The organism is Streptomyces marianii (assembly GCF_005795905.1).
GTDB lineage: Bacteria > Actinomycetota > Actinomycetes > Streptomycetales > Streptomycetaceae > Streptomyces > Streptomyces marianii.
The window spans coordinates 4,199,673-4,224,164 of record NZ_VAWE01000001.1; the positions used below are offsets into that span (position 1 = coordinate 4,199,673).

The following is a 24,492-nucleotide window of genomic DNA, read 5'->3' on the forward strand; positions in this document are numbered from 1 at the left end:
CAGCGCCGTCCCCAGCTTTACCCACGTTCCCCACAGCCCAACCCCGCGTCATGGTGTGACGCCTTTCACTCGCTCCAGTGAGCTCGGGTGTTTCGTTGCCGAACAGTGGACAGGGGTGTGGAGAAGCTGTGGGCAACGCCGCCGTGCCTGTGGGCCGGGTGGGGACAACGCGGATCCCGCCCTGTGGACGGCCTGTGCGTCCACAGCCTGTGGAGCACGGTTGGACACAAATCCACACCCGGCTGACCTGCCATGATCAAGTCCAGTCCATCGCTCCTGTGGACGCGATCTGGACAACTCACAGGTCCCCAGGCTGTGGACGGAAGATTCTTCCCACTTCTGTGGAGAACGGCCGCGTCGCGTCACCTATTCGAACAGCGTGAGGGCGTCAGGGTGTCGGCGGCGAGGAGTAGGCAGGGGAGGACGGGCGGGAGCGGGCCGGATGCGGCGTGCGCCGGGAGCGGACGTCGAGGCGCCGGGCGGCGGGCCGTCCGGCCGGCGCCCACCGGCCGTGCGGGGATCGGAGCCGCACGGGCGGCGGCGACGGCCGTGCAAGCCGCCCGGCCGCCGCGGTACGGGGGCGGGTGCGGAGGGAAGCCGCATCCGCCCCGATCGGATCCTGCGGGCGCTGCGGCAGCCCGCGGGCGCCCGTGGGCGCCCACGGGGGCTTGCGCAGTGTCCCGGGCGGCGCAGTGTCCCGGGCGCGGCCGCGCCCGGTCTCCTCAGCCGTTCTTGATGCGGTTGGTGAGCTCGGTGACCTGGTTGTAGATGGAGCGTCGCTCGGCCATCAGCGCGCGGATCTTCCGGTCCGCGTGCATCACCGTCGTGTGGTCCCGCCCGCCGAACTGTGCACCGATCTTCGGCAGCGACAGATCCGTGAGCTCCCGGCACAGGTACATGGCGATCTGACGCGCGGTCACGAGGACCCGGCTGCGCGAGGAACCGCAGAGGTCCTCCACCGTCAGCCCGAAGTAGTCGGCGGTCGCCGCCATGATCGCGCTCGCGGTGATCTCCGGAGCGGTGTCCTCCCCGCCCGGGATGAGGTCCTTCAGGACGATCTCGGTGAGGCCGAGGTCCACCGGCTGCCGGTTCAGGCTCGCGAACGCCGTGACCCGGATCAGCGCGCCCTCCAGCTCGCGGATGTTCCGCGAGATCCGGGAGGCGATGAACTCCAGCACCTCCGGCGGCGCGTTGAGCTGTTCCTGTACCGCCTTCTTGCGCAGGATCGCGATGCGGGTCTCCAGCTCCGGCGGCTGGACGTCGGTGGTGAGACCCCATTCGAAGCGGTTCCGCAGCCGGTCCTCCAGGGTCATCAGCTGCTTGGGCGGCCGGTCGGAGGACAGCACGATCTGCTTGTTGGCGTTGTGGAGCGTGTTGAAGGTGTGGAAGAACTCCTCCTGCGTCGACTCCTTGCTCGCCAGGAACTGGATGTCGTCGACCAGCAGGATGTCCACGTCGCGGTAGCGCTTGCGGAAGGTGTCGCCCTTGCCGTCGCGGATCGAGTTGATGAACTCGTTGGTGAACTCCTCCGAGCTCACGTACCGCACCCGGGTGCCGGGATAGAGGCTGCGTGCGTAGTGCCCGATGGCGTGCAGAAGATGGGTCTTGCCGAGCCCCGACTCCCCGTAGATGAAGAGGGGGTTGTACGCCTTCGCCGGTGCCTCGGCGACCGCGACGGCGGCCGCGTGGGCGAACCGGTTGGACGCCCCGATGACGAAGGTGTCGAAGAGGTACTTGGGGTTGAGCCGGGCGTGCGGCTCCCCGGGGCCCGGGGCCGGCGCGGGCTGCGCGCCGAGGGGACCGGGCGCGCCGCTGCCACCGGGCGCACCCGGAACCGGCGCTCCGACCCCTGGACCGCCGTGCCGAGGGGCCCCGGGCTCCGGGAGTTCGTGCCGGTCGTGGCGCTGGTGGTCGTACTGCCCGCGGTCGGGCATGGGCGAGCGGTAGTCGTGCTGCGGCTGCGGGGGGCGGGCCGTGGCGTAGGGGTCGCGCTCCTGGAAGCCGCCGAGCCGGGGCTGCTGCCAGGACAGGTCCTCCTGGGTGCGCGGCCAGGCTCCGGGCTCCGGGCGCTGCTGCTGGTACTCGGGATAGGCGGGGCGGGCGCCGGGCAGGCCGTCGTCCCCGGACCGGTGGCCGTAGCCGTCGTAGGCGTCAGCGTGGCGCGGCTCGTCGTGCTGCGCGCCCTGGTAGCGGGACGGCTGCTGCACGGGCGGCGCCGGCGCGGCGACGGGCTCGGCCGCGGAGTCGTCGACGGTGATCGCGATCCGGATCGGGCGTCCGCACTCGCGGCTGAGGGTGTCGCTGATCAGCGGCGCCAGCCGGCCCTCGAGCACGCGCTTGCCCCATTCGTTGGGGACGGCGAGGAGAGCGGTGTCGGCCACCAGCGCCAGTGGCTGGCAGCGTTCGATCCACTGCTTGTCCTTGGGCTCGATGCCCTGCTGGCCTTCTCCGAGAAGCTGTTCCAGCACGCGTGGCCACACTGCGGCAAGATCGGCAGGTACGTCAGCCACAAGGCACGCTCTCTCACAGGTCCCACGAATGTGTGGTTCTCGGGACGGGTCGGTCAGGCCCGGCAGGCGGGTAGGAAAGGAATTCGAGTCCAGTCACGGTAGTCAGGGCGACCCGTACGGTTCAAGTTGTTGTCCACAGCCTGTGTACAGCCGGCGCTGCAGTGACCCTGGTTTGACCGGATGGCGTAGCCGCGCGTACCGTAACCAGGTCGAGTTGTCGATGGCTGCTGCCGCCTGCCTCCGATGGGCAAAGATCACGATCAGTAGATCACGATCGGTGATTGTGAAGCGGTGCACTCGGGCGTATTGCGAGCTACTCGTGGGCGCACGGTGACAGCCAGGCGATGCCCCGCCACCACACGAATCATTACTGGAGCCCCCGAGTGAGCAAGCGCACCTTCCAGCCGAACAACCGTCGTCGCGCGAAGACCCACGGCTTCCGGCTGCGGATGCGCACCCGTGCCGGCCGCGCGATTCTCGCGTCCCGCCGTAGCAAGGGTCGCGCCCGCCTGTCCGCCTGATCTGCAGCACAGGTCATGACGTGCTGCCTACCGAAAATCGGCTGAGGCGGCGCGAGGACTTCGCGACCGCGGTACGCCGGGGACGCCGGGCCGGACGCCCGCTTCTCGTCGTCCATCTTCGCAGCGGTTCAACGGACCCGCACGCGCCTGGGGAGAGCGCTTCCCCGACGCGTGCGGGTTTCGTCGTGAGCAAGGCGGTAGGTGGTGCGGTGGTGCGGAACCGGGTGAAGCGTCGGCTTCGCCACCTGATGCGCGAACGACTGTCCGAGCTGCCCCCCGGTAGCCTGGTGGTCGTACGGGCGCTGCCCGGAGCGGGCGACGCCGAGCACGCACAGCTGGCCCGAGACCTGGACGCCGCTCTCCAGCGGCTGCAGGGAGGGGGCGCGCGATGAAGTACCCGCTGCTGGCTCTGATCAAGCTGTACCAGTGGACGATCAGCCCGCTGCTGGGCCCCGTCTGCCGGTACTACCCGTCGTGCTCCCACTACGGGTACACCGCCATCGACCGGCACGGCGCGGTGAAAGGCACGGCACTGACCGCCTGGCGCATCCTGCGGTGCAACCCGTGGTCGCCCGGCGGTGTGGACCATGTCCCTCCCCGTAAACGACCTCGTTGGCACGAGCTGCTGCGCGACCACCTGCGCGGCGGCAAGGGCGGGCAACCCCCTGAGACCAGCCCGGCCGCAGAGACCTCGCCCAATGCTCAAGGAGCCTGATTAGTGGACACGATTGCCAGTCTCTTCAGCTTTATCACCACACCCGTCTCCTGGATCATCGTCCAGTTCCACAAGTTGTACGGGGCGATCTTCGGCCCGGACACGGGCTGGGCATGGGGACTGTCCATCGTGTCCCTGGTGGTGGTCATCCGTATCTGCCTGATCCCGCTCTTCGTGAAGCAGATCAAGTCGATGCGGAACATGCAGGCGCTCCAGCCCAAGATGAAGGCGATCCAGGAGCGCTACAAGAACGACCGACAGCGTCAGTCCGAAGAGATGATGAAGCTGTACAAGGACACGGGTACCAACCCGCTGTCCTCGTGTCTGCCCATCCTCGCGCAGTCGCCGTTCTTCTTCGCGCTGTACCACGTGCTGAGCAAGATCGCCTCGGGTGACACCATCGGCGTCCTCAACCAGGAGCTGGTGAACAGCGCGCGCGAGGCCCACATCTTCGGTGCCCCGATCGCCGCGAAGTTCATGGACTCCGAGGAGAAGGTCGCGGCGCTCAGCGCCTCTCTGACGGACGTCCGGGTCGTCACCGCGATCATGATCGTCCTGATGTCCGCGTCCCAGTTCTACACGCAGCGCCAGCTGATGCAGAAGAACGTGGACCTCACGGTCAAGACGCCGTACATGCAGCAGCAGAAGATGTTGATGTACATCTTCCCGCTGATCTTCGCCGTCACGGGTATCAACTTCCCGGTCGGTGTCCTCGTCTACTGGCTGACCACCAACGTGTGGACCATGGGCCAGCAGATGTACGTGATCAACCAGAACCCGACGCCCGGTTCCAAGGCGCAGGACAACTACCTGCAGCGTCTGCTGAAGAGCGTCAGCTCTCACGGCGAGGTTCGTGGTCGTCGCAGGCGTTCGGTCGTCCAGGCCATCGTGGCCAAGGGCGCGGACCGCAACGACAACGAGCGCAAGTTCTTCGCGGGCCTGGCGAAGGCGGGCTTCGCGGCTCAGGCGGACGGCACCGTGATCAAGAGTGACACGGTCACGGCGGATGCCGAAGCCGGTTCCGCCGCCCGGCGTCAGCAGCCCAAGCGTCAGAGCAAGGCCCAGCGCCAGTCGGGCGGTACCCATCAGACGGGCGAGGCCAAGCCTTCGCTTGAGAAGCAGCAGGACACACCGCCGAAGCCGGCGGGCAAGAGCTCTCCCGCTACCCCTCGCCAAGCCAAGTCCGGACAGCGCAAGGGCTCGCAGCGGCCCAAGCACCCGTCGTCCAAGAAGTAAGAAGGAGTCCATCCGTGACGGAAGGCACCACCTCCGCCGCCGCTGAGGGTGGCGACACCCTGTCCCGCCTGGAGCAGGAGGGGGAGATCGCCGCTGACTACCTCGAGGGTCTGCTCGACATCGCCGATCTCGACGGCGACATCGACATGGACGTCGAGGCGGATCGGGCCTCGGTATCGATCATCAGCGACTCGGGCAGCCGTGATCTGCAGAAGCTCGTGGGCCGCGATGGCGAGGTGCTCGAGGCGCTCCAGGAGCTGACCCGGCTCGCCGTGCACCGGGAGACCGGGGACCGCAGCCGCCTGATGCTGGACATCGCGGGATTCCGGGCGAAGAAGCGTGCCGAACTCGCGGAGCTCGGCGCCAAGGCCGCGGCTGAGGTCAAGAACACGGGTGAGCCCGTGAAGATGAAGCCGATGACCCCGTTCGAGCGGAAGGTCGTTCACGACGCGGTCGCGGCCGCCGGTCTGCGCAGCGAGTCCGAGGGCGAGGAGCCGCAGCGCTTCGTCGTCGTCCTCCCTGCCTGACCTGCAGCGTTCTGTCGGCCCCGTCTGTTCGCAGGCGGGGCCGAATTTTGTCAGCCTGATAATTCAGCCATTACAGCGCGGTGCGGTACGGAAGGACGGTTCCGGTGACGGAGGCAGCAGAGCTTCCCCAGGCGCCAGAAGAGGCGCGGACGGTATTCGGTGAGTTCTTCCCTGAGGCCGTCAGGTACGCGGAGCTGCTCGCGGACGCGGGAGTCAAGCGCGGCCTGATCGGGCCCCGCGAGGTGCCGCGACTGTGGGAGCGGCACCTGCTGAACTGTGCGGTGCTGTCCGAGGTCGTCCCGGAGGGGGTGACAGTGTGCGACGTGGGTTCCGGCGCGGGGCTGCCGGGCATTCCGCTGGCCCTGGTCCGGCCCGACCTCAAGATCACTCTTCTGGAGCCGCTGCTGCGTCGTACGAACTTCCTTCAGGAAGTCGTGGAGCTGCTGGGTCTGGACCATGTCACGGTGGTGCGTGGCCGGGCCGAGGAAATGCTCGGCAAGCTGCCCCCAGTGCATGTGGTCACCGCGCGCGCCGTGGCACCTCTGGACCGGTTGGCCGGTTGGGGCGTACCGCTGCTGCGGCCCTATGGGGAGATGCTTGCTCTCAAGGGCGACACCGCCCAGGAAGAGCTCGACGGGGCACGGGCGGCGCTGAGTAAGCTCGGCGTGGTGGAGACCTCCGTGGTTCAGGTCGGACAGGGAATCGTCGACCCCTTGTCCACGGTGGTCCGTGTCGAGGTCGGGGAGAGTCCGGGCGGGGTGCGGTTCGCCGCCAAGAGGGCCAAGGCCGCCCGCGCCGGCCGCGTCCGTCGTCGCCGCTGAGCTGTTCCGTCACTGCTGTCCGATTGCGGCGTTGCATCCCCGGTACGTACGCATTTCGGAGTGTCGTAACGATGTGACCCCGCGGCGTGTGCATCGTGTTTCACGTGAAACGTCGCTCACTGCTGCAGGGAATCATCAGCCGTGGCCGTGCGGCCGCCGCGCCGCGTGACCGCAAGCCGCTCGCGAGGGTTACTGACTTGTCCACAGAGGTGGAATTCTCCACAGAACCACCGGCCTCGCTGGTTCGGGACCCCGAAACCATGGCAGGCTCTGTTCATCGCGAGCCTGAAGTCGAGGAGAGTGAATCCTTGCGGTCCGACGCCAACATCGCGGGACCGATGACCGATCCGGTCCCTGGTCCCCGTACCGAATCGGCGGGGGAGGATGTTTCACGTGAAACACCGCCGCCGATGGACGACACCCCCATTGGTCGTGCTGCCCAACTGGCGGTGGAGGCTCTGGGCCGTGCCGGTGAGGGTCTTCCCCGACCTGAGCAGACGCGCGTCATGGTCGTCGCCAACCAGAAGGGTGGGGTGGGCAAGACGACGACGACGGTCAATCTTGCTGCCTCGCTCGCGCTGCACGGCGCGCGTGTCCTTGTGATCGACCTCGACCCGCAGGGCAACGCATCGACGGCCCTGGGTATCGACCACCATGCGGAAGTGCCCTCGATCTATGACGTTCTTGTCGAGAGCAAGCCGCTCTCCGACGTGGTCCAGCCGGTCCCGGACGTCGAAGGACTCTTCTGTGCCCCGGCCACCATCGATCTCGCCGGTGCGGAGATCGAGTTGGTGTCCCTGGTAGCACGGGAGAGCAGGTTGCAGCGAGCGATCCAGGCGTATGAACAGCCGCTGGACTACATCCTGATCGACTGTCCGCCGTCGCTCGGCCTGCTGACCGTCAACGCGCTCGTGGCGGGTGCCGAGGTGCTGATCCCGATCCAGTGCGAGTACTACGCGCTGGAGGGGCTGGGGCAGCTCCTGAGGAACGTCGACCTGGTGCGTGGACATCTCAACCCCGCGCTCCATGTCTCCACGATTCTGCTCACCATGTATGACGGTCGCACCAGGCTCGCCTCCCAGGTCGCGGAGGAGGTGCGCAGCCACTTCGGCGATGAGGTGCTGCGAACGAGCATTCCGCGATCCGTCCGCATCTCCGAGGCGCCCAGCTATGGGCAGACCGTTCTCACCTACGACCCGGGCTCCAGTGGCTCGCTGTCGTATCTTGAGGCTGCCCGTGAGATCGCGCTGCGCGGTGTGGGGATCCACTATGAGGCCCATCCCGCCCATGTGCTCAGCCAGAACAGCCAGCAGAGTTTGTCGGAGGGGATCCAGTGAGCGAGCGACGTAGAGGTCTGGGGCGTGGGCTCGGTGCACTGATCCCGGCAGCTCCACAGGAGAGGCCGGGTCCTTCGGATGCGGGGGCAGGCTCCCCGGTTCTGACGACGGACCGCGGTGTGGCCGCGGCTAAGGTCACCACGCTGCCTGCCGGCCCCCTCACGCCGGAGCAGCGTGTGGCCGAGCCGGAGCCGGAGACCCTCTCCGAGCCTGGCCCGGCCGGTGCGCACTTCGCCGAGGTGCCGCTGGACGCCATCACTCCGAACCCTCGGCAGCCGCGCGAGGTGTTCGACGAGGACGCGCTCGCTGAGCTGGTGACCTCCATCAAGGAAGTGGGTCTTCTTCAGCCGGTCGTCGTACGGCAACTGGGAACCGAGCGGTACGAGCTCATCATGGGAGAGCGTCGCTGGCGCGCCTGCCGAGAGGCGGGCCTCGAGCGCATCCCTGCGATCGTGCGGGCAACCGACGACGAGAAGCTTCTTCTGGACGCCCTTCTGGAGAATCTTCACCGGGCTCAGCTGAACCCGCTGGAAGAGGCGGCCGCCTATGACCAGTTGCTGAAGGACTTCAACTGCACCCACGACCAGCTGGCCGACCGGATCGGACGCTCGCGTCCTCAGGTCTCCAACACACTGCGACTGCTCCGTCTCTCCCCTCCCGTGCAGCGACGGGTGGCGGCCGGCGTGCTGTCCGCCGGTCATGCCAGGGCACTGCTCTCGGTGGAGGACTCGGAGGAGCAGGACAAGCTGGCCCACCGTATCGTGGCCGAGGGCCTCTCGGTGCGAGCCGTGGAGGAGATCGTGACCCTGATGGGGTCCCGTCCGAAGAGCACGCCGAAGTCCAAGGGCCCGCGTGCCGGCGCACGCCTGTCCCCCGCGCTCACCGATCTCGCATCCCGTCTCTCTGACCGCTTCGAGACCCGAGTGAAGGTCGACCTCGGTCAGAAGAAGGGCAAGATCGTCGTAGAGTTCGCCTCGATAGAGGATCTCGACCGCATCCTCGGCACGCTCGCCCCGGGTGAGGGGCGGGTCATGGAGCAGGAGCTCTCCGAAGAGGTCGAGGAAGAGGAGGCCTGAGACTTCCCCTCAGCCTATCGGGGCGGATCGTGTCCGGTTCTCAGCGGACACGATCCGCCCTTTGCCGTCTCACAGTAGGCGTGTCCCCGCTGGGTGGATACGATGCGTTCTGGTATGGCGCATCCACCTTGACCCATCTCAGAGGAAGGCGAGCCATGCGATCGGTGAGCCGCGGCCACCTACTGACAGCCGGACTGGGCATTGGCGCGGTCGGCGGATTCATCGGCAGCCTGCTCCGGGAGCGGAGCGAGCTGTCCGCTGCTCTTGGCGCGGCAGTCGAAGGAAGTGAGGAACAGCCTTCATGGGCCGTCGGCTCGTCCCGCTCACGCTGGACAACCTTTCAGACCTCCCCAAGCGCTGCCGAGCCTGTGTCTTCTGGGAGCTTGACCCAGTCAGCGGAGAAGCAGCAGTAAAGGCGGGCAGACCCGAGCTCGAGAAGGAGGCCTGGATCTCGGCCGTCCTGCTCGAGTGGGGATCGTGCGGCCGTGTCGTCTACGTCGACGACGTGCCCGTCGGCTTCGTGCTCTACGCGCCACCTGCCTACGTTCCGCGTTCGACCGCCTTCCCCACCAGTCCGGTCTCCCCTGATGCCGTGCAGCTGATGACTGCATGGATCACTCCCGGCTACCAGGGGCAGGGACTGGGGCGAGTGATGGTGCAGACAGTCGCCAAGGATTTGCTTCGTCGGGGCTTCAAGGCGATCGAGGCATTCGGGGACGCCCGCTGGACCGAGCCGGCCTGTGTGCTGCCGGCCGATCATCTCTTGGCGGTCGGCTTCAAGACCGTCCGCCCGCATCCCACTCACCCCAGGCTGAGGCTGGAGCTGCGTACGACGCTCTCCTGGAAGGAGGACGTGGAGCTGGCTCTCGACCGGCTTCTGGGCGCGGTACAGAAGGAGCCGGCTCTGCGACCGCTGTAGGTGTTCCGGGGAGCGGCGGACGCAGAGACACCGAATGGGCCAACCCGCTGGGGTTGGCCCATTCGTGTTTCACGTGAAACGAAGGGCGTCAGGCCTTCGTGACCTCATCGCCGATGAAGGCATCGAGCTCACGGACGAGCATGGCCTTCGGCTTGGCGCCGACGATCGTCTGGGCGACCTCACCGTTCTGGTACACGTTCAGCGTTGGGATGGACATGACGCCGTACTTGGCGGCCGTGGCCGGGTTCTCGTCGATGTTGAGCTTGACGACCTCGAGCTTCTCGCCGTGCTCGGCAGCGATGGCCTCCAGCGAAGGAGCGATCTGGCGGCACGGCCCGCACCACTCGGCCCAGAAGTCGACGAGCACGGGCTTGTCGCTCTTGAGGACTTCCTCTTCGAAGGTCGCATCGGTCACGGTCTTGAGGGCCACGGTGGACTCCTTAGCTTGCAGGGTGGGGTGGGGTCGAGAGGGTGTCAGACGGTCGCTGCCGCGGACTTCTCCTCGTCCGCGAGGGCAGCGAGGAAGCGCTCGGCATCCAGGGCGGCGGAGCAGCCGGTACCCGCAGCGGTAATGGCCTGCCGGTAGGTGTGGTCGACCACGTCGCCGGCGCCGAAGACACCGGTGAGGTTCGTTCGGGTCGACGGAGCATCCACCCGCAGATAGCCCTCTTCGTCCAGCTCCAGCTGACCCTTGAAGAGCTCGGTGCGCGGGTCGTGGCCGACGGCGATGAACAGTCCTGTGACCGACAGCTCGCTCGTCTCACAGGTCTTGGTGTTGCGCAGGGTCAGGCCCGTGAGCTTCTGCTCGCCGTGGATCTCCGACACTTCGCTGTCCCAGGCGAACTTGATCTTCGGGTCGGCGAAGGCCCGCTCCTGCATGGCCTTGGACGCACGGAGGCTGTCACGACGGTGGACGATGGTGACGGACTTGGCGAAGCGGGAGAGGAAGGTCGCTTCCTCCATCGCGGTGTCGCCGCCACCGACGACCGCGATGTCCTGGTCCTTGAAGAAGAAGCCGTCGCAGGTGGCGCACCATGAGACACCACGTCCCGAGAGGGTGTCCTCGTTCGGCAGGCCGAGCTTCCGGTGCTGGGAACCGGTGGTGACGATGACGGCCTTGGCACGGTGCACCGTACCGGCGGTGTCCGTCACGGTCTTGATCTCGCCTGCCAGGTCGACGGCGACGACATCGTCCGGGACCAGCTCAGCGCCGAAGCGCTCAGCCTGTGCCCGCATGTTGTCCATGAGATCCGGGCCCATGATCCCGTCGCGGAAACCGGGGAAGTTCTCCACATCGGTGGTGTTCATCAGCGCGCCACCGGCGGTCACGGCGCCCTCGAACACCAGCGGGTTCAGCGACGCACGCGCGGTGTACAGCGCGGCCGTGTAGCCGGCCGGCCCGGAGCCGATGATGATCACGTTACGGACGTCGCTCACGGGTTTCTTCCTCGTCTCTGCAGATTGCTGCCTACTGGGGCCGGTCAACGACTCTCACCCCACCCAACGGATCCTACGGGGCATGCATTCCCGCCATGGCCGAGCGGCACGGAGGCTGTTTCAGGGGCGAGCGTAGGCATGAGTCAGCAGCAGCTCGCCCTTGCCTGCGGGGGCCGTTTCCACACATGCCGCTGCCACGACATATGCCTGTACCCGGGAGGCGTCCTCGGCGTGCGGCAGCACCACGAGAAAGGCCGGGGTGCCGTCGAAAGTGCCCTGATCGATCGCGATCGCCGCGTCGGTGCGGCCCGTGCCCTTCTGGACACAGGGAGGCACCGGAAAGTCCGGCGAGCGCAGGGGGGTGGATTCCGAGCCGACGGAGGCGTCCTTCTCCACCCGGGGTCGGGTTGCCGTCCAGCTCCCGGAGTCCTGGGGAGCCGCCCCCTCGGAGGACAGGAGCGAGTGCACCCTTGTCTGCAGAGTCGCCGCCGTGAAGTCATGACCGCCCGACGCGGTGCTCGCAGTGGCGTCCGCCTTCTTCTCGGAGGTGTCGCTGCTCGGGCCTCCGAGAGTCTGCAGCAGCACCACACTCAGGCCGACGGCGGCAGCGCTGAACGCGGCAGTGACCACGGTGACCCGCCGCCGACGACCGGCCGAGGGGGCGCGGCCCGGTCCCGCGGCCGCGCGGGCGTGTCCCGCGGGGCGATCGGACGCCGAGGTCTCGGGGCGCTGTGCCGTCGGCGCTGTTTCACGTGAAACATCGGTGGGCTCATCAGCCGGGGCAGTGGCATTCAGCAGAGCTTCGGCCGCCAACGCCGCGTCGATACGGCCGGCGATATCGGCGGGCATGCTCGGCGGGCCGGGCAGGGTGCCGAGCAAGCCGCGGATCTCCTCCAGCGAGGTGCGCACGTCGGCACACAGATCGCAGTCTTCGAGATGCTTCCTCACGGCCGCCTGGCGGGTCGGCGGGAGAAGTCCCTCGGCGAGATCGGCGATCTCGGATACCTCCGGGTGCCGAGCCGTGCCGGTCGTGGAGGTCACGTGCGTCCACCTCCGCCCTTCACAGCAGCAGGTCCATTCGGCCCTGCGTCCCTTTCTCCGGTCGCCGGTGGGACGGATGTCCCAGGCGTCCGGTTCCTTCCCTCATCGGGGACGCCGTTATCCCTCGTATCACCGCGTAGATGTCTGAGCAGAGGAACGAGGCGGGCACGGCCGCGGGCGCATCTGCTCTTCACGGTGCCCGTCGGGACGTCCAGCACACGGGCTGCCTCCGCAACCGGGTATCCCTGCATATCGACCAGCACCAGCGCGGCACGCTGGTCGACGGGAAGTGTGGCGAGCGCCGCCAGGAGTTCGCGATGGAGGTCCTGGCGTTCTGCGGGCGCCTCGGCGGACTCATGGGGCTCGAGGAGCTGCTCCAGCCGCTCGGTGTCGTCCACCGGCGAGGTCTTGCGGGACGCCGCCTTGCGGGCCCGGTCGAGACAGGCGTTGACGGTGATGCGGTGCAGCCAGGTCGTCACGGCGGATTGTCCCCGGAACGTGTGGGCGGCCCGGAAGGCGGAGACGAAAGCGTCCTGTACGGCGTCCGCCGCTTCCTCCCGGTCCCCCAGCGTGCGCAGGGCCACCGCCCAGAGCCGATCGCGGTGGCGCCGTACGAGCTCACCGAAGGCATCCGGATCCCCGGCGACGTGGCGATCCAGGAGTTCCTGATCGTTCGCGCTGCCGAGTGTGGCGTTGTCCAACGGTGAGCCCCCTCCCCATCGTCGTGCTGGTGTCAGCCGGTGAACTGCACGTCGGTGATCGCCTGCTTGTAGCCGGCATTGCTGAAGCGGTCCTGCGGCGAGTAGGGCATCGCGGTCATCCACAGGAGCACATAGCGGCTCTTGACCGGTTCCGCGGCTGTGAGCTTCAGCGATGTACTGCTGGTCTGACCATTCGCGATCTTCTTCATGGAGTCGACGGAGCCGGACGGTGACAAGCGGTCCGTCGCGTACAGCGCGATCTTGGTGTAGTCGCCACCGTGGCGAAGCATTATCGAGGCCGATGTGACCTCCCGCTCCGCGCCCAGGTCGTAGACGATACCCACGCCCTTCTTGACCTGAGGATGCAGGTCGGGGCCGTCTTGGAAGCTGTTGGTGCGCCAGTAGGAGCCGGGATCGTCGTCGTGGGTGCTCCGGGCGTCTTCCGCGTTCTGAGGAGTGCCGTCCGGTGCGTACTCCTGGGCACCCCGGATGGCCAGCGTTACCGGCTCCTTGGGCTTGTCGTTCTGCTTCTCGTCCGTGGTCTGGCTGTTCCCGGGTTCGTCGGGCGTCTGGTCACGATCCAGCAGCTTGTCGGCGATCTGCCAACTGCCCAGTCCCAGTGCGGCGATGAGCAGAGCTGACACCGTCCACTTCAGGAGCTTTCCGGTGCGGCTCTCCAGGGGCGCCGGCGGGACCACCACCGGCTGCGTCAGGCCGCTGCCCGGGTGGGCCGACGTACGGCCGTATGTGCCCTGTTGGTACGTGGTGCGCTGGTACTCCGGCGGGGCGGTGAAGGCCGGCTCCGGCGGACGGATGCGTGGCATTGCCGCCACCGCCTTGGCGAGCTCGTCCGGAGTGGTGCAGGGCGGCTCCTGGCGGGATGCGGTGGCCCCGTCGTTGACCAGGGCACGCATGGCCAGTTCGGAGAGCCCGCGGTGGACGCCGGCGCGCACCTGGTCGGGTGCGATCAGCCCGACGCCCTTGGGAAGCCCGGAGAGGCCGTACGCGTCGCTCTCGTAGGGCCACCGCTGAGTCAGCGCGGCGTACAGCAGAGCCCCGATCGCCTCGGTGTCCGTCCGCTGCGGCCGGTCGGCGCTGATGCCCCGCAGAGCGGCGTTCACGGCAAGGCCGCGGATCCTGTACTGCCCCGTGGAGCTGCGGAGTACGGCGCCGGGGGTGAGCCTCAGATGAGCGAGCCCCTCCCGATGGGCCGCTGCCATGGCCTGGGAGAGCTGGCTCACCAACTGGTAGGCGTCATGGGCCTCCATCGGCCCTGCGGCGAGCAGCGCGGTGAGTTCGGTGGCGTCGGGCAGCCACTCGTGTACGACATAGACGAGGTCGTTCTCCTCGACGGCGTCCAGCACCTGAACGAAACGGGGGTCGCCCAGCAGAGCCGCCGACCGGGCCGCGGCCAGCACGGATCGAGCCCGGGGGTGGTCGGCAGGCAGAATGTGCACGCCGACGGCGCGGCGCAGTTTCTCGTCGACAGCACGCCAACTGCTGAATCCGTCCAGACGGGTGACGCATTCCTCGAGCCGGTAACGTCTGGCGAGTTTGTGGCCGCTGTGCAGTTCGGGCGCGCTGATGGCCGACTGCTCCCGGGTCTTCCGTTCGCCGCCCGTGTCCTGAGCGCCCTGCTCCGCCGCCTCGTCGGCGTGCGCCTCCCCGTCGGTCGCGGCCTTGTCCGCCTGGGCGGCCAGCGGGTCGTCACCGCTGTTGTCGGCCACGTCGACGGCAGCCGTGCTACGTTCTGCCACCGTCGTTCCCTGCCTCCCCATCCGTTGCGCCAAATCCAACAGCCATGCCAATTGTGCCCACAGTCCGCTGCTATGCACGACACACGGTGGCGGACGATGGTTGTGCAGGGACGGCCGGTCCCTACCGACCGAGTCGGCCGCGCACCATGCCGACCAGGGTGTTGAGCTCCTGGATCCTCATCCTTCTCGCCGCGACGAAGAAGACTCCGAGCAGGATCGCACCACCCGCGACGAGTGCGACGAGCGACCCGAGCGCGCCCTCGCCGAAGGCCTTCAGCACGAAGTAGCCCACGGCGCCACCCGCCGCGGCCGCCGGCACGGATGCCAGGCACAGCCGGGCGTAGGTGCGCACCACCTGGGTGCCGTCGAGGTCGCCGCCCAGCCTGTTCCGCAGCCGCCGCCAGGCGACCCCGACGCCGACCGCGTACGCGAGGCCGTAGGAGCCGGCCATGCCGACCACGGCCCACCGGGCCGGAAGGAGGAAGTAGCAGGCAGCCGAGGCGGCTGCGTTCACCGCGGCCACGATCACGGTGTTGTAGAAGGGCGTGCGGGTGTCCTCGTAGGCGTAGAAGCCGCGCAGGACCACGTACTGGACCGAATAAGGGATCAGACCGAGGCCGAACGCCATCAGGATGAAGCCCATCGAGCGGGCCGCCTCGGTGCCCGCCGACGCGTACAGCAGGGTGCACATCGGGACGCCCAGCGCCAGGAAGGAGAACGCGACCGGCACGATCGCGACCGCCGAGTTCCGCAGCCCCTGGGAGATGTCGTCGCGGACCGCGCCGGGGTCGTCGTCGTGAGCGGCTCGGGAGATCCTCGGGAGCAGAGCCGCCATCACCGACACGGTGATGATCGCCTGCGGCATGCCCCAGATCAGCTGGGCGTTCGAGTAGGCGAGGAATCCCGCTCCGTCCTTGCCGGACGCCGCACCGGCGGCGGTGGAGAGCTGGGTGACCACGAGCACGCCGGCCTGGTTGGCGAGGACGAACAGCACCGTCCACTTGGCGAGCCTGACGGTCTTGCCCAGGCCCTGGCCCTTCCAGTCGAAGCGGGGGCGGAAACGGAAACCCGTCTCTCTGAGGTACGGAAGCATCGCGAGAGCCTGGACGACGAGACCCAGCAGGGTTCCGATGGCCAGCAGCCGCACGCCTTCCGGCGGGATCGTCCGGACGCTCATCTGCGACTCGGCGAAGCTGCCGTAGACCCAGATGAACAGGCCGAAGGTGAAGATGATGACGATGTTGTTGAGGACCGGCGTCCACATCATCGCGCCGAACCTGCCGCGGGCATTCAGGATCTGCCCCATGACCACGTGCACACCCATGAAGAAGATCGTGGGCAGGCAGAAGCGGGCGAACGTGACGGCGACGCTGTTCGCCGGGGGATCGCCGGCGATCGTCGGCGACAGGGCCTTGATCAGCAGCGGGGCCGCGAACACGGCGATGAGAACGATCGCGCCGAGGGCGACCATGACGAGGGTCAGCAGCCGGTTGGCAAACGCCTCCCCGCCATCCTCGTCGTTCTTCATGGCCCGGACGAGTTGCGGGACGAACACAGAGTTCAGTCCGCCACCCACCGTGAGGATGTAGATCATCGTCGGCAAAGTCAGGGCGATCGTGTAGGCGTCACCGAGCAGTGCGGCGCCGAGCGCAGCGGTGATCACCAGGCTGCGGACGAAACCGGTGAGGCGGGACACCATGGTTCCGGCGGCCATGACGGCGCTGGATTTCAGCAGGCTGGAGGCCCGGCCGCCGCCCCCTTTCCGGGCGGCGGGCGCAGGGGCGGGCTCCGGCTCCCGTTCAGGTTCGGCAGGAGCCGTGGCGCGCCCGGTGGCCTGCTGGTCCCGGTAGAGGTGGGCGAATGCGTCGGGCTCCGGCTTGTCCTCGCCGGCCCTGGTCACCAGGTCGTCCACGCCGGTGAACTGCACGGTCCGCGCATCGTCCCCGTAGGGCAGATGGCGGGACGGGCCGTCCGGCTCGGGCGGCGGGGTCTGCGCCCAGATCCGGGGGTCGGGAGCGTGCTGCTGAGCCGGAGGTTGCTGATACAGCGGCTGAGGCTGCTGAACGCTGCCCGGCGGTGGTGGGGGGTGCGCGGCACGGTCGTAGAGCGCCTCCGACACGGGATCCTGGGCTGAGAGATCACGGGACCGGTACGGATCGTGGTCGTACGCGTCCTGGATGTACGGGTCGTCGGACGCCTCGCCGGCCTGCGGCGGCACCTGGGCCGTCGACGGCTGCTCCGCCTGCTGAGGACCGTGCGAGGGGTACGGAGCGCCCGAGGAGGGCGCGGTGCCGTCCGCGCCCTGCCCGCGGTCACCGTCGTACGGCGCGTTCATGGTTACCCCACCTCATCGTCCGGCCCGCCGGCCACGACATCGCTCAACGGTCCACCTTCTCACCCGCACCCGACGGGTCGGCGTTTTCCGGTCCGGTGTCCGGTGTCGGGTCACTCTGCTGCGCCGGGGTGCCGGGCACCGCGCTGTCGTGGGTCTCATCAGCCGCTTCGCCTGCGGTGGCAGCCTCCCGGGCCGCTGCCCGCTTGCGCTGGGTGTACATCCTGACGCCTGCGAGGACGAGCAGGAGCACACCGCCGGCAATGACAAGCATCACGGTCGGAGTGATCTCGGAAGCCTTGACCGTGAAGGTCATCGGTCCGCCGTAGAGCTTGCCGTCCTCGGTGTACAGCTGGGCCGTGACCTGGACCGGACCGTTGGCGTTGGCGGCCGCCGTGAACTTCACCGACTGGCTGTGCCCGCCGTTGATCTTGATGGGCTGTTCGGCGACCACACTGCCGTCGTCGAGCTTGAGCCTGGTCGGGTTCGAGGACTTCAGCCGGAGGACGAGGTTATCGACCCCCTGGACCAGCTTGTTCTGCACCGTCACGGGAATCGTGGCGCTGCGGCCCGACAGGGTCAGAGCCGATTTCTGGATCAGCCGCACCTCGGTGGTGAGATCCTCCAGGTAGCTCTGCACGCCGTTGCGGTACTGGGCAGCCACACCAGCCTTACCGCGCCAGGACGTGGACATCTCGCGGTTGATCGCGTTGCCGAACGGGGTCACGACCCGGTCCGGGGACGTGAGGATGACCTTGAAGCTGTCCAGGGTCCCCTGCGTGCTCTTGATGTCCTGGAAGGTCTGGACGGGCAGCTCGCGGGCCCTGAGCTTCTTCGGGTACTGGGATGCGGCCGGTACCCGGGTCGTGGCGTCCGGGTCGGGCTTGGCCTCGGCGGCCCCGATCAGATCCAGCGGCTGGGTCCAGCGCTGGCCGGCCAGTCCCTGCAGCGCCTTGGCCATCGTCTGTGCCTGGCCTGCCGTCGGCATCCGCTGAGGAGCGACCACGATGCTGCGCTGGGCGTCCGGTGCCTGCCGCGTGAGAGCCAGTGACTGGGCCAGGAACTGCTGGACCGCGAGAGTGGAGGTACCGGCCTTGCTCAGGTCCCCGTAGAAGGCCTTGGAGAGCCGTGCGTCCGCGACCACGGCCGTCGTGCCACCGCCGATGGGGCGTGCGGCGGAAGGCGTGTAAGCGACCGATCCGGTCTCCTTGAGGCTGTCGCTGCGGGCGATGATGTTGTGGGCGCCCGCGGAGGTGGCGACGTCGACGACCGACGGATCGACGGCGCCCTCCACAGGCCAGGCGAAGTCCGTCGACGGCTTCACGTGGAGGACGGTCTCCACCGTCGTCTCCGCCACCGCCGTCGCCCGCTGCAGATGGCCGAGCGAACCGGAGACGTCCTTGCCGCGGTGTGCGAGGGACGCCAGGTCGGGGTCAGCGAACGGAAGCGCGACGACCTGACGGTCCTGGACCACCTTCTCCAGGGAGCTCAGCCACTGCTTGGCCACGGCCTGGTTCCGGCCCGGCACGGTGTCCCCCGTCTCCGTCCTGACCTCATAGTTCCGGGTCATCGCATCGACCGTGGCAAGCAGATCCGGATCGATGACCCAGGTGATGGGGAGCTGACTGCCGAGCGAGACGAGCTGATCCAGCCGGCCTCCCGGCGCGAGTTCGGCGGCGAGCGCGTCGTTCTCGAAGACCGGGGTCTGCTGTTCGTCCGATCCGGTCTCCGCCGACAGATGGGTGGTGGAGATCAAGGGCCAGAGGAAGGTGAGCTGCGTCCTCTTGCCCACGGACTCCGGCTGCCAGGGGAGGAAGGTGCGCTCGATACCGAGCACCTGGTCGTAGGAGTCGCCGGCGGCCTGCCCGGAGAGTGACACACCCAGCTGGTAGACCCCTGCCTCGTCCAGCTTCAGCTTGCTGACCGGGACGGTGAGCGTGAAGTCCTCGCTGATCCCGGTGGCGAGCCGGTCGATCTTGACGCTGTACGGGCCGCCGAGTGCCTTGGCGTCGGCCCCCGGGGTGTAGCCGGTGGCCTTCGAGACCTCGTCGATGTCAGGACGGCCCGACAGACGAGGTCCGACGCGCAGATCGACCTCTGCGTCGGTGATGGTCTTCTTGCCCTTGTTGGTGACGGTGCCCGAGATGGTGAGCGTGTCATCCTTCACGGGGGCGCTGGGAGAGAGGCTGTTCAGCGCGACGTCGACGGTGTCGGCGTCGCTCGCCCTGCTCGCGGCGTGCGTGACCGGTGCCGCCGGCAGGTACAGCAGTCCGGCGAGCAACGGAGTCCCTGCGAGGAGGGCGGCTGCGCGCCGCAACCACCGGCGGGCAGGAGAGGGAGCCATCCCCTGGAATTCTGCCGCCTCGGCCACGCGCTCGTCCGTCCCTCGTCGTCTCTTGCCGTTGGTGGGTGTCGCTAGGTGCGTCCCCGCATGGTAACGAGGTGCGCTGTGGCGAAGTGCTCGGGACTGCTCCACATGATCGGAAGGGCGGAGCCGGCGGGCGGAAACAGGGACGCCGCGGGGCCGTAGGTGCACGTACCCTTTTCTGTTGTGCCGAACGCCAACGAAGACAACCTCACCGAACTGAGCCAGGTGCAGCGCCGCGCCGTGAGCGAGCTGCTGCGCGTGTCCCCGGTCGCCGATGATCTCGCCCGTCGATTCCAGGATGCCGGATTCCGTCTGGCGCTGGTCGGTGGCTCCGTACGGGACGCTTTGCTCGGCCGACTCGGCAACGATCTCGACTTCACCACAGATGCCCTTCCTGAGGACGTTCTGAAGATCGTCCGTCCCTGGGCGGACTCCGTGTGGGAAGTGGGGATCGCCTTCGGCACGGTCGGCTGCCAGAAGGACGGTCACGTCGGTGACGGAGTTCAGCGCTTTCAGATCGAGATCACGACCTACCGCTCCGAGGCATACGACCGGACCTCACGGAAGCCGGAGGTCTCCTATGGCGACTCCATCGAGGAAGACCTGGTCCGTCGCGACTTCACCGTGAACGCCATGGCCGTCGCTCTTCCGGAGAAGGAGTTCATCGACCCTCACGGAGGGTTGCAGGACCTTGCCTCACAGGTGCTGCGTACTCCGGGGACCCCGGAGGACTCTTTCTCTGACGATCCGCTGCGCATGCTGCGTGCGGCACGTTTCGCCGCCCAGCTCGACTTCGAGGTCGCGCCCGAGGTCATCGCCGCGATGCGCGAGATGTCCGACCGTATCGACATCGTTTCGGCCGAGCGGGTCCGTGATGAGTTCAACAAGCTGATCCTCGCTCCGAACCCCCGCAAGGGCCTCGCGCTGCTCGTGGACACGGGGCTCGCCGAATGCTTCATGCCGGAACTGCCGGCCCTGCGGCTGGAGCGTGACGAGCACCACCGACACAAGGACGTGTACGAGCACTCACTGATCGTGCTGGAGCAGGCCATCGCCCTGGAGGAGGACGGGCCGGATCTCGTGCTGCGTCTCGCCGCTCTCCTCCACGACATCGGCAAGCCGAGGACCCGGCGCTTCGAGCCGGACGGGCGCGTCTCCTTCCACCACCACGAGGTGGTGGGTGCCAAGATGACGAAGAAGCGACTCACGGCACTGAAGTACTCCAACGACATGGTCAAGGACATCGCCCGCCTTGTGGAGCTGCATCTGCGTTTCCACGGGTACGGCACCGGCGAGTGGACCGACTCGGCCGTGCGGCGTTATGTGCGCGACGCCGGGCCGCTGCTCGAGCGCCTGCACAAGCTGACCCGCTCCGACTGCACTACGCGTAACAAGAGGAAGGCGAGCGCCCTTTCGCGCACCTACGACGGACTGGAGGAGCGCATCGCCCAGCTGCAGGAGCAGGAAGAGCTGGACGCGATCCGTCCGGACCTGGACGGCAACCAGATCATGGAGATCCTGGGGGTCGGCCCTGGACCTGTCATCGGGAAGGCCTATGCGTTCCTGCTCGAGCTGCGACTCGAGAACGGACCGATGGTCCACGACGACGCGGTGGCGGCGCTCAAGGAGTGGTGGGCGACTCAAGGCTGACCGCAAGCGAGGGCATGTTTCACGTGAAACACGCCCTCGCGCCGAGGGTCCCCGGGCGATGTTTCACGTGAAACATCGCCCGTACCTCTTCAAGGGTTTCACTGGCTCGCTCCGGTTCGGCGCCAGTGCAGAAGTGTTGCGGCACTCAGACCGTAGAGCGCGGCAAGCAGGGTGACCAGCGGGACGGATCGCCCGTCCGGGGGCAGCATCAGTGCCGTCACTCCGGCAGCGCCGACGAAGGCGACGTTGAAGAGCATGTCGTAGAGGGAGAAGACACGGCCTCGGTACTCATCGTCGACAGAGGTCTGCACGACCGTGTCCGTAGTGATCTTGGAGCCCTGGGTGACCAGCCCCAGGGCGAACGCTGCGGTGAGGATCGGCGCGGGAGCGAAGGTCAGCCCCAGGGCGGGTTCCAGAACGGCGGCCGCGGCTGCGAGGGTCGCGATCCATCCGTAGTGGCCGAGTCGGTCGACCCCCCAGGGAGTGATGACGGCTGCGGCGAAGAATCCGGCGCCGGAGAGTGCCACGGCCAGGCCGAGGAGCTTCAGACCCTGCGACTCCGTCGAGGACCAGGTGTACCTGCAGAGCATGAGGACCATCACGGTCAGTGCGCCGTAGCAGAAGCGCAACATGGTCATGGCGGCGAGGGCGCGGGCGGCGGTGCGTCGCTCGGCCAGATGGCGTAGTCCGCTGGCGAGGCCGCGGACCGTCGAAGCCAGGGCCGCACTGAGTCGTGGCTGCAGCAATTCCGGGTCGGGGCCGAGGAGTTCGCGACCCATGCGAAGGGAAGCGAGAGCCGCGCAGAGATAGAGCGTCGCCCCGAGGAGTACGACGATCGCGTCCGAGTCGGAGCCGGCGATGCGTACGGCGAATGCGAGGCCGCCGCCGGCCGTGGCTGCGAGCGTGCCGGCCGTCGGCGAGAGGGAGTTGGCCATGACGAGCCGTTCCTCGTCGACGACGCGCGGAAGCGCCGCGGAGAGTCCCGCCAGGACGAAGCGGTTGACTGCCGTGACGCAGAGCGCGGAAGCGTAGAAGAGCCATTCCGGGACCGGGGCGAGCATCAGCATGGCCGTGCAGCAGGCGAGGACGGCTCGCAGGAGATTCCCGTGGAGGAAGACCTGTCGGCGCGGCCATCGGTCCAGAAGGACGCCTGCGAACGGACCGATGAGGGAGTAGGGCAGGAGCAGTACCGCCATGGCAGCGGCGATCGCTCCTGGGGAGGCCTCTTTCTCCGGCGAGAAGACCACGTACGTGGCGAGCGCGACCTGGTACACACCGTCGGCCGACTGCGACAGCAGCCGTACGGTGAGCAGACGGCGGAAGTTCGTCAGGCGCAGGAGTACGCGCAGATCACGTACGACAGGCATGTGGGCAAGCGTCACACACGAAGAGAGCCCCCGGGCAGATGCCACGGGGACTCTCGACAGGGCGGGAGGACGGCGGAGTACGCGGTCCGGTGTCGAACTAGCGCTCGACCTCGCCCTTGATGAACTTCTCGACGTTCTCGCGGGCCACGTCGTCGAAGTACTGGACCGGCGGGGACTTCATGAAGTACGAGGACGCGGAGAGGATCGGGCCGCCGATGCCGCGGTCCTTGGCGATCTTCGCGGCGCGCAGCGCGTCGATGATGACGCCGGCGGAGTTCGGGGAGTCCCAGACCTCGAGCTTGTACTCCAGGTTCAGCGGGACGTCGCCGAAGGCGCGGCCCTCCAGGCGGACGTAGGCCCACTTGCGGTCGTCCAGCCATGCGACGTAGTCGGACGGGCCGATGTGGACGTTCTTCTCGCCGAGCTCCCGGTCGGGGATCTGCGAGGTGACGGCCTGGGTCTTGGAGATCTTCTTGGACTCCAGCCGCTCGCGCTCGAGCATGTTCTTGAAGTCCATGTTTCCGCCGACGTTCAGCTGCATCGTGCGGTCCAGGATGACGCCGCGGTCCTCGAAGAGCTTCGCCATCACACGGTGCGTGATCGTGGCGCCGACCTGCGACTTGATGTCGTCACCGACGATCGGCACACCGGCGGCGGTGAACTTGTCCGCCCACTCCTTGGTGCCCGCGATGAACACCGGGAGGGCGTTGACGAAGGCGACCTTGGCGTCGATGGCGCACTGGGCGTAGAACTTGGCGGCGTCCTCGGAGCCCACCGGGAGGTAGCAGACGAGAACGTCGACCTGCTTGTCCTTGAGGACCTGGACGACGTCGACCGGAGCCTCGGCGGACTCCTCGATGGTCTCGCGGTAGTACTTGCCGAGACCGTCGAGGGTGTGACCGCGCTGGACGGTCACGCCGGTGGACGGCACGTCGCAGATCTTGATGGTGTTGTTCTCGCTGGCACCGATGGCGTCCGCGAGGTCGAGGCCGACCTTCTTCGCGTCGACGTCGAAGGCGGCGACGAACTCGACGTCACGGACGTGGTAGTCGCCGAACTGGACGTGCATCAGACCCGGCACCTTGCTGCCCGGGTCGGCGTCCTTGTAGTACTCGACGCCCTGCACCAGCGAGGCGGCGCAGTTGCCCACGCCGACGATGGCTACGCGAACCGAACCCATTCCGGCTGCTCCCTGTGTGTTCTCGTGCGAGACCCTGCTCAGGCGCGGGGTCTCAGTTGGTGGTGTCTTCGGACGGATCCGGCGGGGTGGGGCGCCGCGGTGCGACACCCTCGGGGGAGGCTTCGTCCCCGTGCCGGGGCAGGCCGCCCGACTCTCCAGAAGTGTTGTCCTGCCGAGCGGCTTCCCCGGTGGCCGTGGACCGTCGCTGGTCCCGCCCCGCCCGCTCGCTCTCGATGAGTTCGTTCAGCCAGCGCACCTCGCGCTCGACGGACTCCATGCCGTGCCGTTGAAGCTCCAGCGTGTAGTCGTCCAGGCGCTCTCGTGTACGGGCGAGGGAGGCGCGCATCTTCTCCAGACGCTCCTCCAGCCGACTGCGCCGGCCTTCCAGCACTCGCATCCGCACCTCGCGCTCCGTCTGGCCGAAGAACGCGAAGCGGGCCGCGAAGTGCTCGTCCTCCCAGGTGTCGGGGCCGGTGTGGGACAGGAGCTCTTCGAAGTGCTCCTTGCCTTCGGCCGTCAGCCTGTAGACGATCTTGGCCCGGCGCCCCGCGAGCGAGGCGGCGAGGGCGTCCTCGGGTGCGCTGCCCGGCTCCTCGATCAACCAGCCGTTGGCGACCAGCGTCTTGAGGCAGGGGTAGAGGGTCCCGTAACTGAAGGCCCGGAAGATCCCCAGCGAGGTGTTGAGCCGCTTACGCAGCTCGTACCCGTGCATGGGGGCCTCACGGAGCAGGCCGAGAACGGCGAACTCGAGGATGCCGGAACGTCGGCTCATCGGTCGCCTCCTCTGCCTTCCCGGATGGTTATGCCGTGCTGATGTATCGAATCGATACATCCAGACGATAGAGCGACGCTCCTGTTGCGACAAGAGGGGCCCTTGTGACCGGCATCACATCACCGATTCGCAGCAAGTGAGTTGCCTTATTTGGGATGAATTTTCAGCCCAAGAGGTTTTTGTTCGTGCGTAGTCTGTGCGCCATGCAGACCACCGGGAACCGTG

21 protein-coding genes are annotated in these 24,492 nt (G+C 67.8%); 10 read left to right on the forward strand and 11 right to left on the reverse strand.

Going from position 1 to position 24,492, the window contains the following annotated elements; all coding sequences use genetic code 11:
* Positions 1 to 722: 722 nt before the first annotated feature.
* Positions 723 to 2,510, reverse strand: coding sequence for a chromosomal replication initiator protein DnaA (dnaA, locus tag FEF34_RS18780; RefSeq protein ID WP_138054199.1), 1,788 nt, complete (start codon positions 2,508 to 2,510; stop codon positions 723 to 725).
* Positions 2,511 to 2,893: 383 nt separating this feature from the next.
* On the opposite strand from dnaA, the gene rpmH reads away from it, so the two are divergent.
* The 9 genes from rpmH (at position 2,894) to FEF34_RS18830 (ending at position 9,662) form a co-directional block, all read left to right on the forward strand.
* Positions 2,894 to 3,031, forward strand: coding sequence for a 50S ribosomal protein L34 (gene rpmH / locus FEF34_RS18790; RefSeq protein ID WP_003956500.1), 138 nt, complete (start codon positions 2,894 to 2,896; stop codon positions 3,029 to 3,031).
* A gap of 20 nt (positions 3,032 to 3,051) precedes the next feature.
* The gene (gene rnpA, locus FEF34_RS18795; protein WP_138054200.1) at positions 3,052 to 3,423 is read left to right on the forward strand and encodes a ribonuclease P protein component; all 372 of its coding nucleotides are present in this window, start codon (positions 3,052 to 3,054) and stop codon (positions 3,421 to 3,423) included.
* Positions 3,420 to 3,746 carry a membrane protein insertion efficiency factor YidD gene (gene yidD, locus FEF34_RS18800; RefSeq protein WP_109295069.1) on the forward strand — a complete coding sequence of 109 codons (327 nt, stop codon included), beginning with the start codon at positions 3,420 to 3,422 and terminating at the stop codon, positions 3,744 to 3,746. The genes rnpA and yidD overlap by 4 nt, the downstream gene beginning before the upstream one ends.
* 3 nt (positions 3,747 to 3,749) lie before the next feature.
* Positions 3,750 to 4,982: a membrane protein insertase YidC gene (gene yidC, locus FEF34_RS18805; RefSeq protein ID WP_138054201.1), complete on the forward strand. Its 1,233-nt coding sequence runs from the start codon at positions 3,750 to 3,752 to the stop codon at positions 4,980 to 4,982.
* A 14-nt stretch (positions 4,983 to 4,996) separates the two neighbouring features.
* Positions 4,997 to 5,509, forward strand: a complete 513-nt coding sequence (locus tag FEF34_RS18810) for a Jag family protein (protein WP_138054202.1) — start codon at positions 4,997 to 4,999, stop codon at positions 5,507 to 5,509.
* Between the two features lie 104 nt (positions 5,510 to 5,613).
* Positions 5,614 to 6,330 (forward strand): 16S rRNA (guanine(527)-N(7))-methyltransferase RsmG, encoded by a 717-nt coding sequence (gene rsmG, locus FEF34_RS18815; protein WP_138054203.1) that lies wholly within the window; start codon positions 5,614 to 5,616, stop codon positions 6,328 to 6,330.
* A gap of 260 nt (positions 6,331 to 6,590) precedes the next feature.
* On the forward strand, positions 6,591 to 7,667 hold the full coding sequence (locus tag FEF34_RS18820) for a ParA family protein (RefSeq protein WP_138057579.1): 1,077 nt from the start codon (positions 6,591 to 6,593) through the stop codon (positions 7,665 to 7,667).
* Positions 7,664 to 8,743, forward strand: coding sequence for a ParB/RepB/Spo0J family partition protein (locus FEF34_RS18825; RefSeq protein WP_171053008.1), 1,080 nt, complete (start codon positions 7,664 to 7,666; stop codon positions 8,741 to 8,743). Before FEF34_RS18820 ends, FEF34_RS18825 begins: the two co-directional genes overlap by 4 nt.
* A 301-nt stretch (positions 8,744 to 9,044) precedes the next feature.
* Positions 9,045 to 9,662, forward strand: a complete 618-nt coding sequence (locus tag FEF34_RS18830) for a GNAT family N-acetyltransferase (RefSeq protein WP_138054205.1) — start codon at positions 9,045 to 9,047, stop codon at positions 9,660 to 9,662.
* A gap of 88 nt (positions 9,663 to 9,750) precedes the next feature.
* Here FEF34_RS18830 and trxA read toward each other — a convergent pair whose 3' ends face one another.
* From trxA to FEF34_RS18865, 7 genes are all read right to left on the reverse strand, one after another.
* Positions 9,751 to 10,092: a thioredoxin gene (trxA, locus tag FEF34_RS18835; protein ID WP_093655607.1), complete on the reverse strand. Its 342-nt coding sequence runs from the start codon at positions 10,090 to 10,092 to the stop codon at positions 9,751 to 9,753.
* A 44-nt stretch (positions 10,093 to 10,136) separates the two neighbouring features.
* Positions 10,137 to 11,099 (reverse strand): thioredoxin-disulfide reductase, encoded by a 963-nt coding sequence (trxB, locus tag FEF34_RS18840; protein ID WP_138054206.1) that lies wholly within the window; start codon positions 11,097 to 11,099, stop codon positions 10,137 to 10,139.
* 120 nt (positions 11,100 to 11,219) lie between these two features.
* On the reverse strand, positions 11,220 to 12,140 hold the full coding sequence (locus tag FEF34_RS18845) for a hypothetical protein (RefSeq protein WP_138054207.1): 921 nt from the start codon (positions 12,138 to 12,140) through the stop codon (positions 11,220 to 11,222).
* On the reverse strand, positions 12,137 to 12,841 hold the full coding sequence (sigM, locus tag FEF34_RS18850) for an RNA polymerase sigma factor SigM (RefSeq protein WP_138054208.1): 705 nt from the start codon (positions 12,839 to 12,841) through the stop codon (positions 12,137 to 12,139). The genes FEF34_RS18845 and sigM overlap by 4 nt, the downstream gene beginning before the upstream one ends.
* A 32-nt stretch (positions 12,842 to 12,873) precedes the next feature.
* Positions 12,874 to 14,598 carry a protein kinase family protein gene (locus FEF34_RS18855; RefSeq protein WP_171053009.1) on the reverse strand — a complete coding sequence of 575 codons (1,725 nt, stop codon included), beginning with the start codon at positions 14,596 to 14,598 and terminating at the stop codon, positions 12,874 to 12,876.
* A 121-nt stretch (positions 14,599 to 14,719) separates the two neighbouring features.
* Positions 14,720 to 16,933 carry a murein biosynthesis integral membrane protein MurJ gene (gene murJ / locus FEF34_RS18860; RefSeq protein WP_138054209.1) on the reverse strand — a complete coding sequence of 738 codons (2,214 nt, stop codon included), beginning with the start codon at positions 16,931 to 16,933 and terminating at the stop codon, positions 14,720 to 14,722.
* 43 nt (positions 16,934 to 16,976) lie between these two features.
* Positions 16,977 to 19,301, reverse strand: a complete 2,325-nt coding sequence (locus FEF34_RS18865; protein WP_171053010.1) for a DUF6049 family protein — start codon at positions 19,299 to 19,301, stop codon at positions 16,977 to 16,979.
* A 180-nt stretch (positions 19,302 to 19,481) separates the two neighbouring features.
* On the opposite strand from FEF34_RS18865, the gene FEF34_RS18870 reads away from it, so the two are divergent.
* The gene (locus FEF34_RS18870; RefSeq protein ID WP_138054210.1) at positions 19,482 to 20,948 is read left to right on the forward strand and encodes a CCA tRNA nucleotidyltransferase; all 1,467 of its coding nucleotides are present in this window, start codon (positions 19,482 to 19,484) and stop codon (positions 20,946 to 20,948) included.
* Positions 20,949 to 21,046: 98 nt separating this feature from the next.
* On the opposite strand, the gene FEF34_RS18875 is transcribed toward FEF34_RS18870, so the two are convergent.
* The 3 genes from FEF34_RS18875 to FEF34_RS18885 all read right to left on the reverse strand — a co-directional run bounded on the left by FEF34_RS18875 (position 21,047) and on the right by FEF34_RS18885 (position 24,267).
* Positions 21,047 to 22,315: an MFS transporter gene (locus tag FEF34_RS18875; RefSeq protein ID WP_138054211.1), complete on the reverse strand. Its 1,269-nt coding sequence runs from the start codon at positions 22,313 to 22,315 to the stop codon at positions 21,047 to 21,049.
* 97 nt (positions 22,316 to 22,412) lie between these two features.
* A complete protein-coding gene (locus FEF34_RS18880; protein ID WP_138054212.1) occupies positions 22,413 to 23,495 on the reverse strand; it encodes an inositol-3-phosphate synthase in 1,083 nt (360 codons plus the stop codon).
* A 52-nt stretch (positions 23,496 to 23,547) separates the two neighbouring features.
* Complete coding sequence (locus tag FEF34_RS18885) at positions 23,548 to 24,267, reverse strand: PadR family transcriptional regulator (protein ID WP_138054213.1); 720 nt, start codon at positions 24,265 to 24,267, stop codon at positions 23,548 to 23,550.
* Between the last annotated feature and the right edge of the window lie 225 nt (positions 24,268 to 24,492).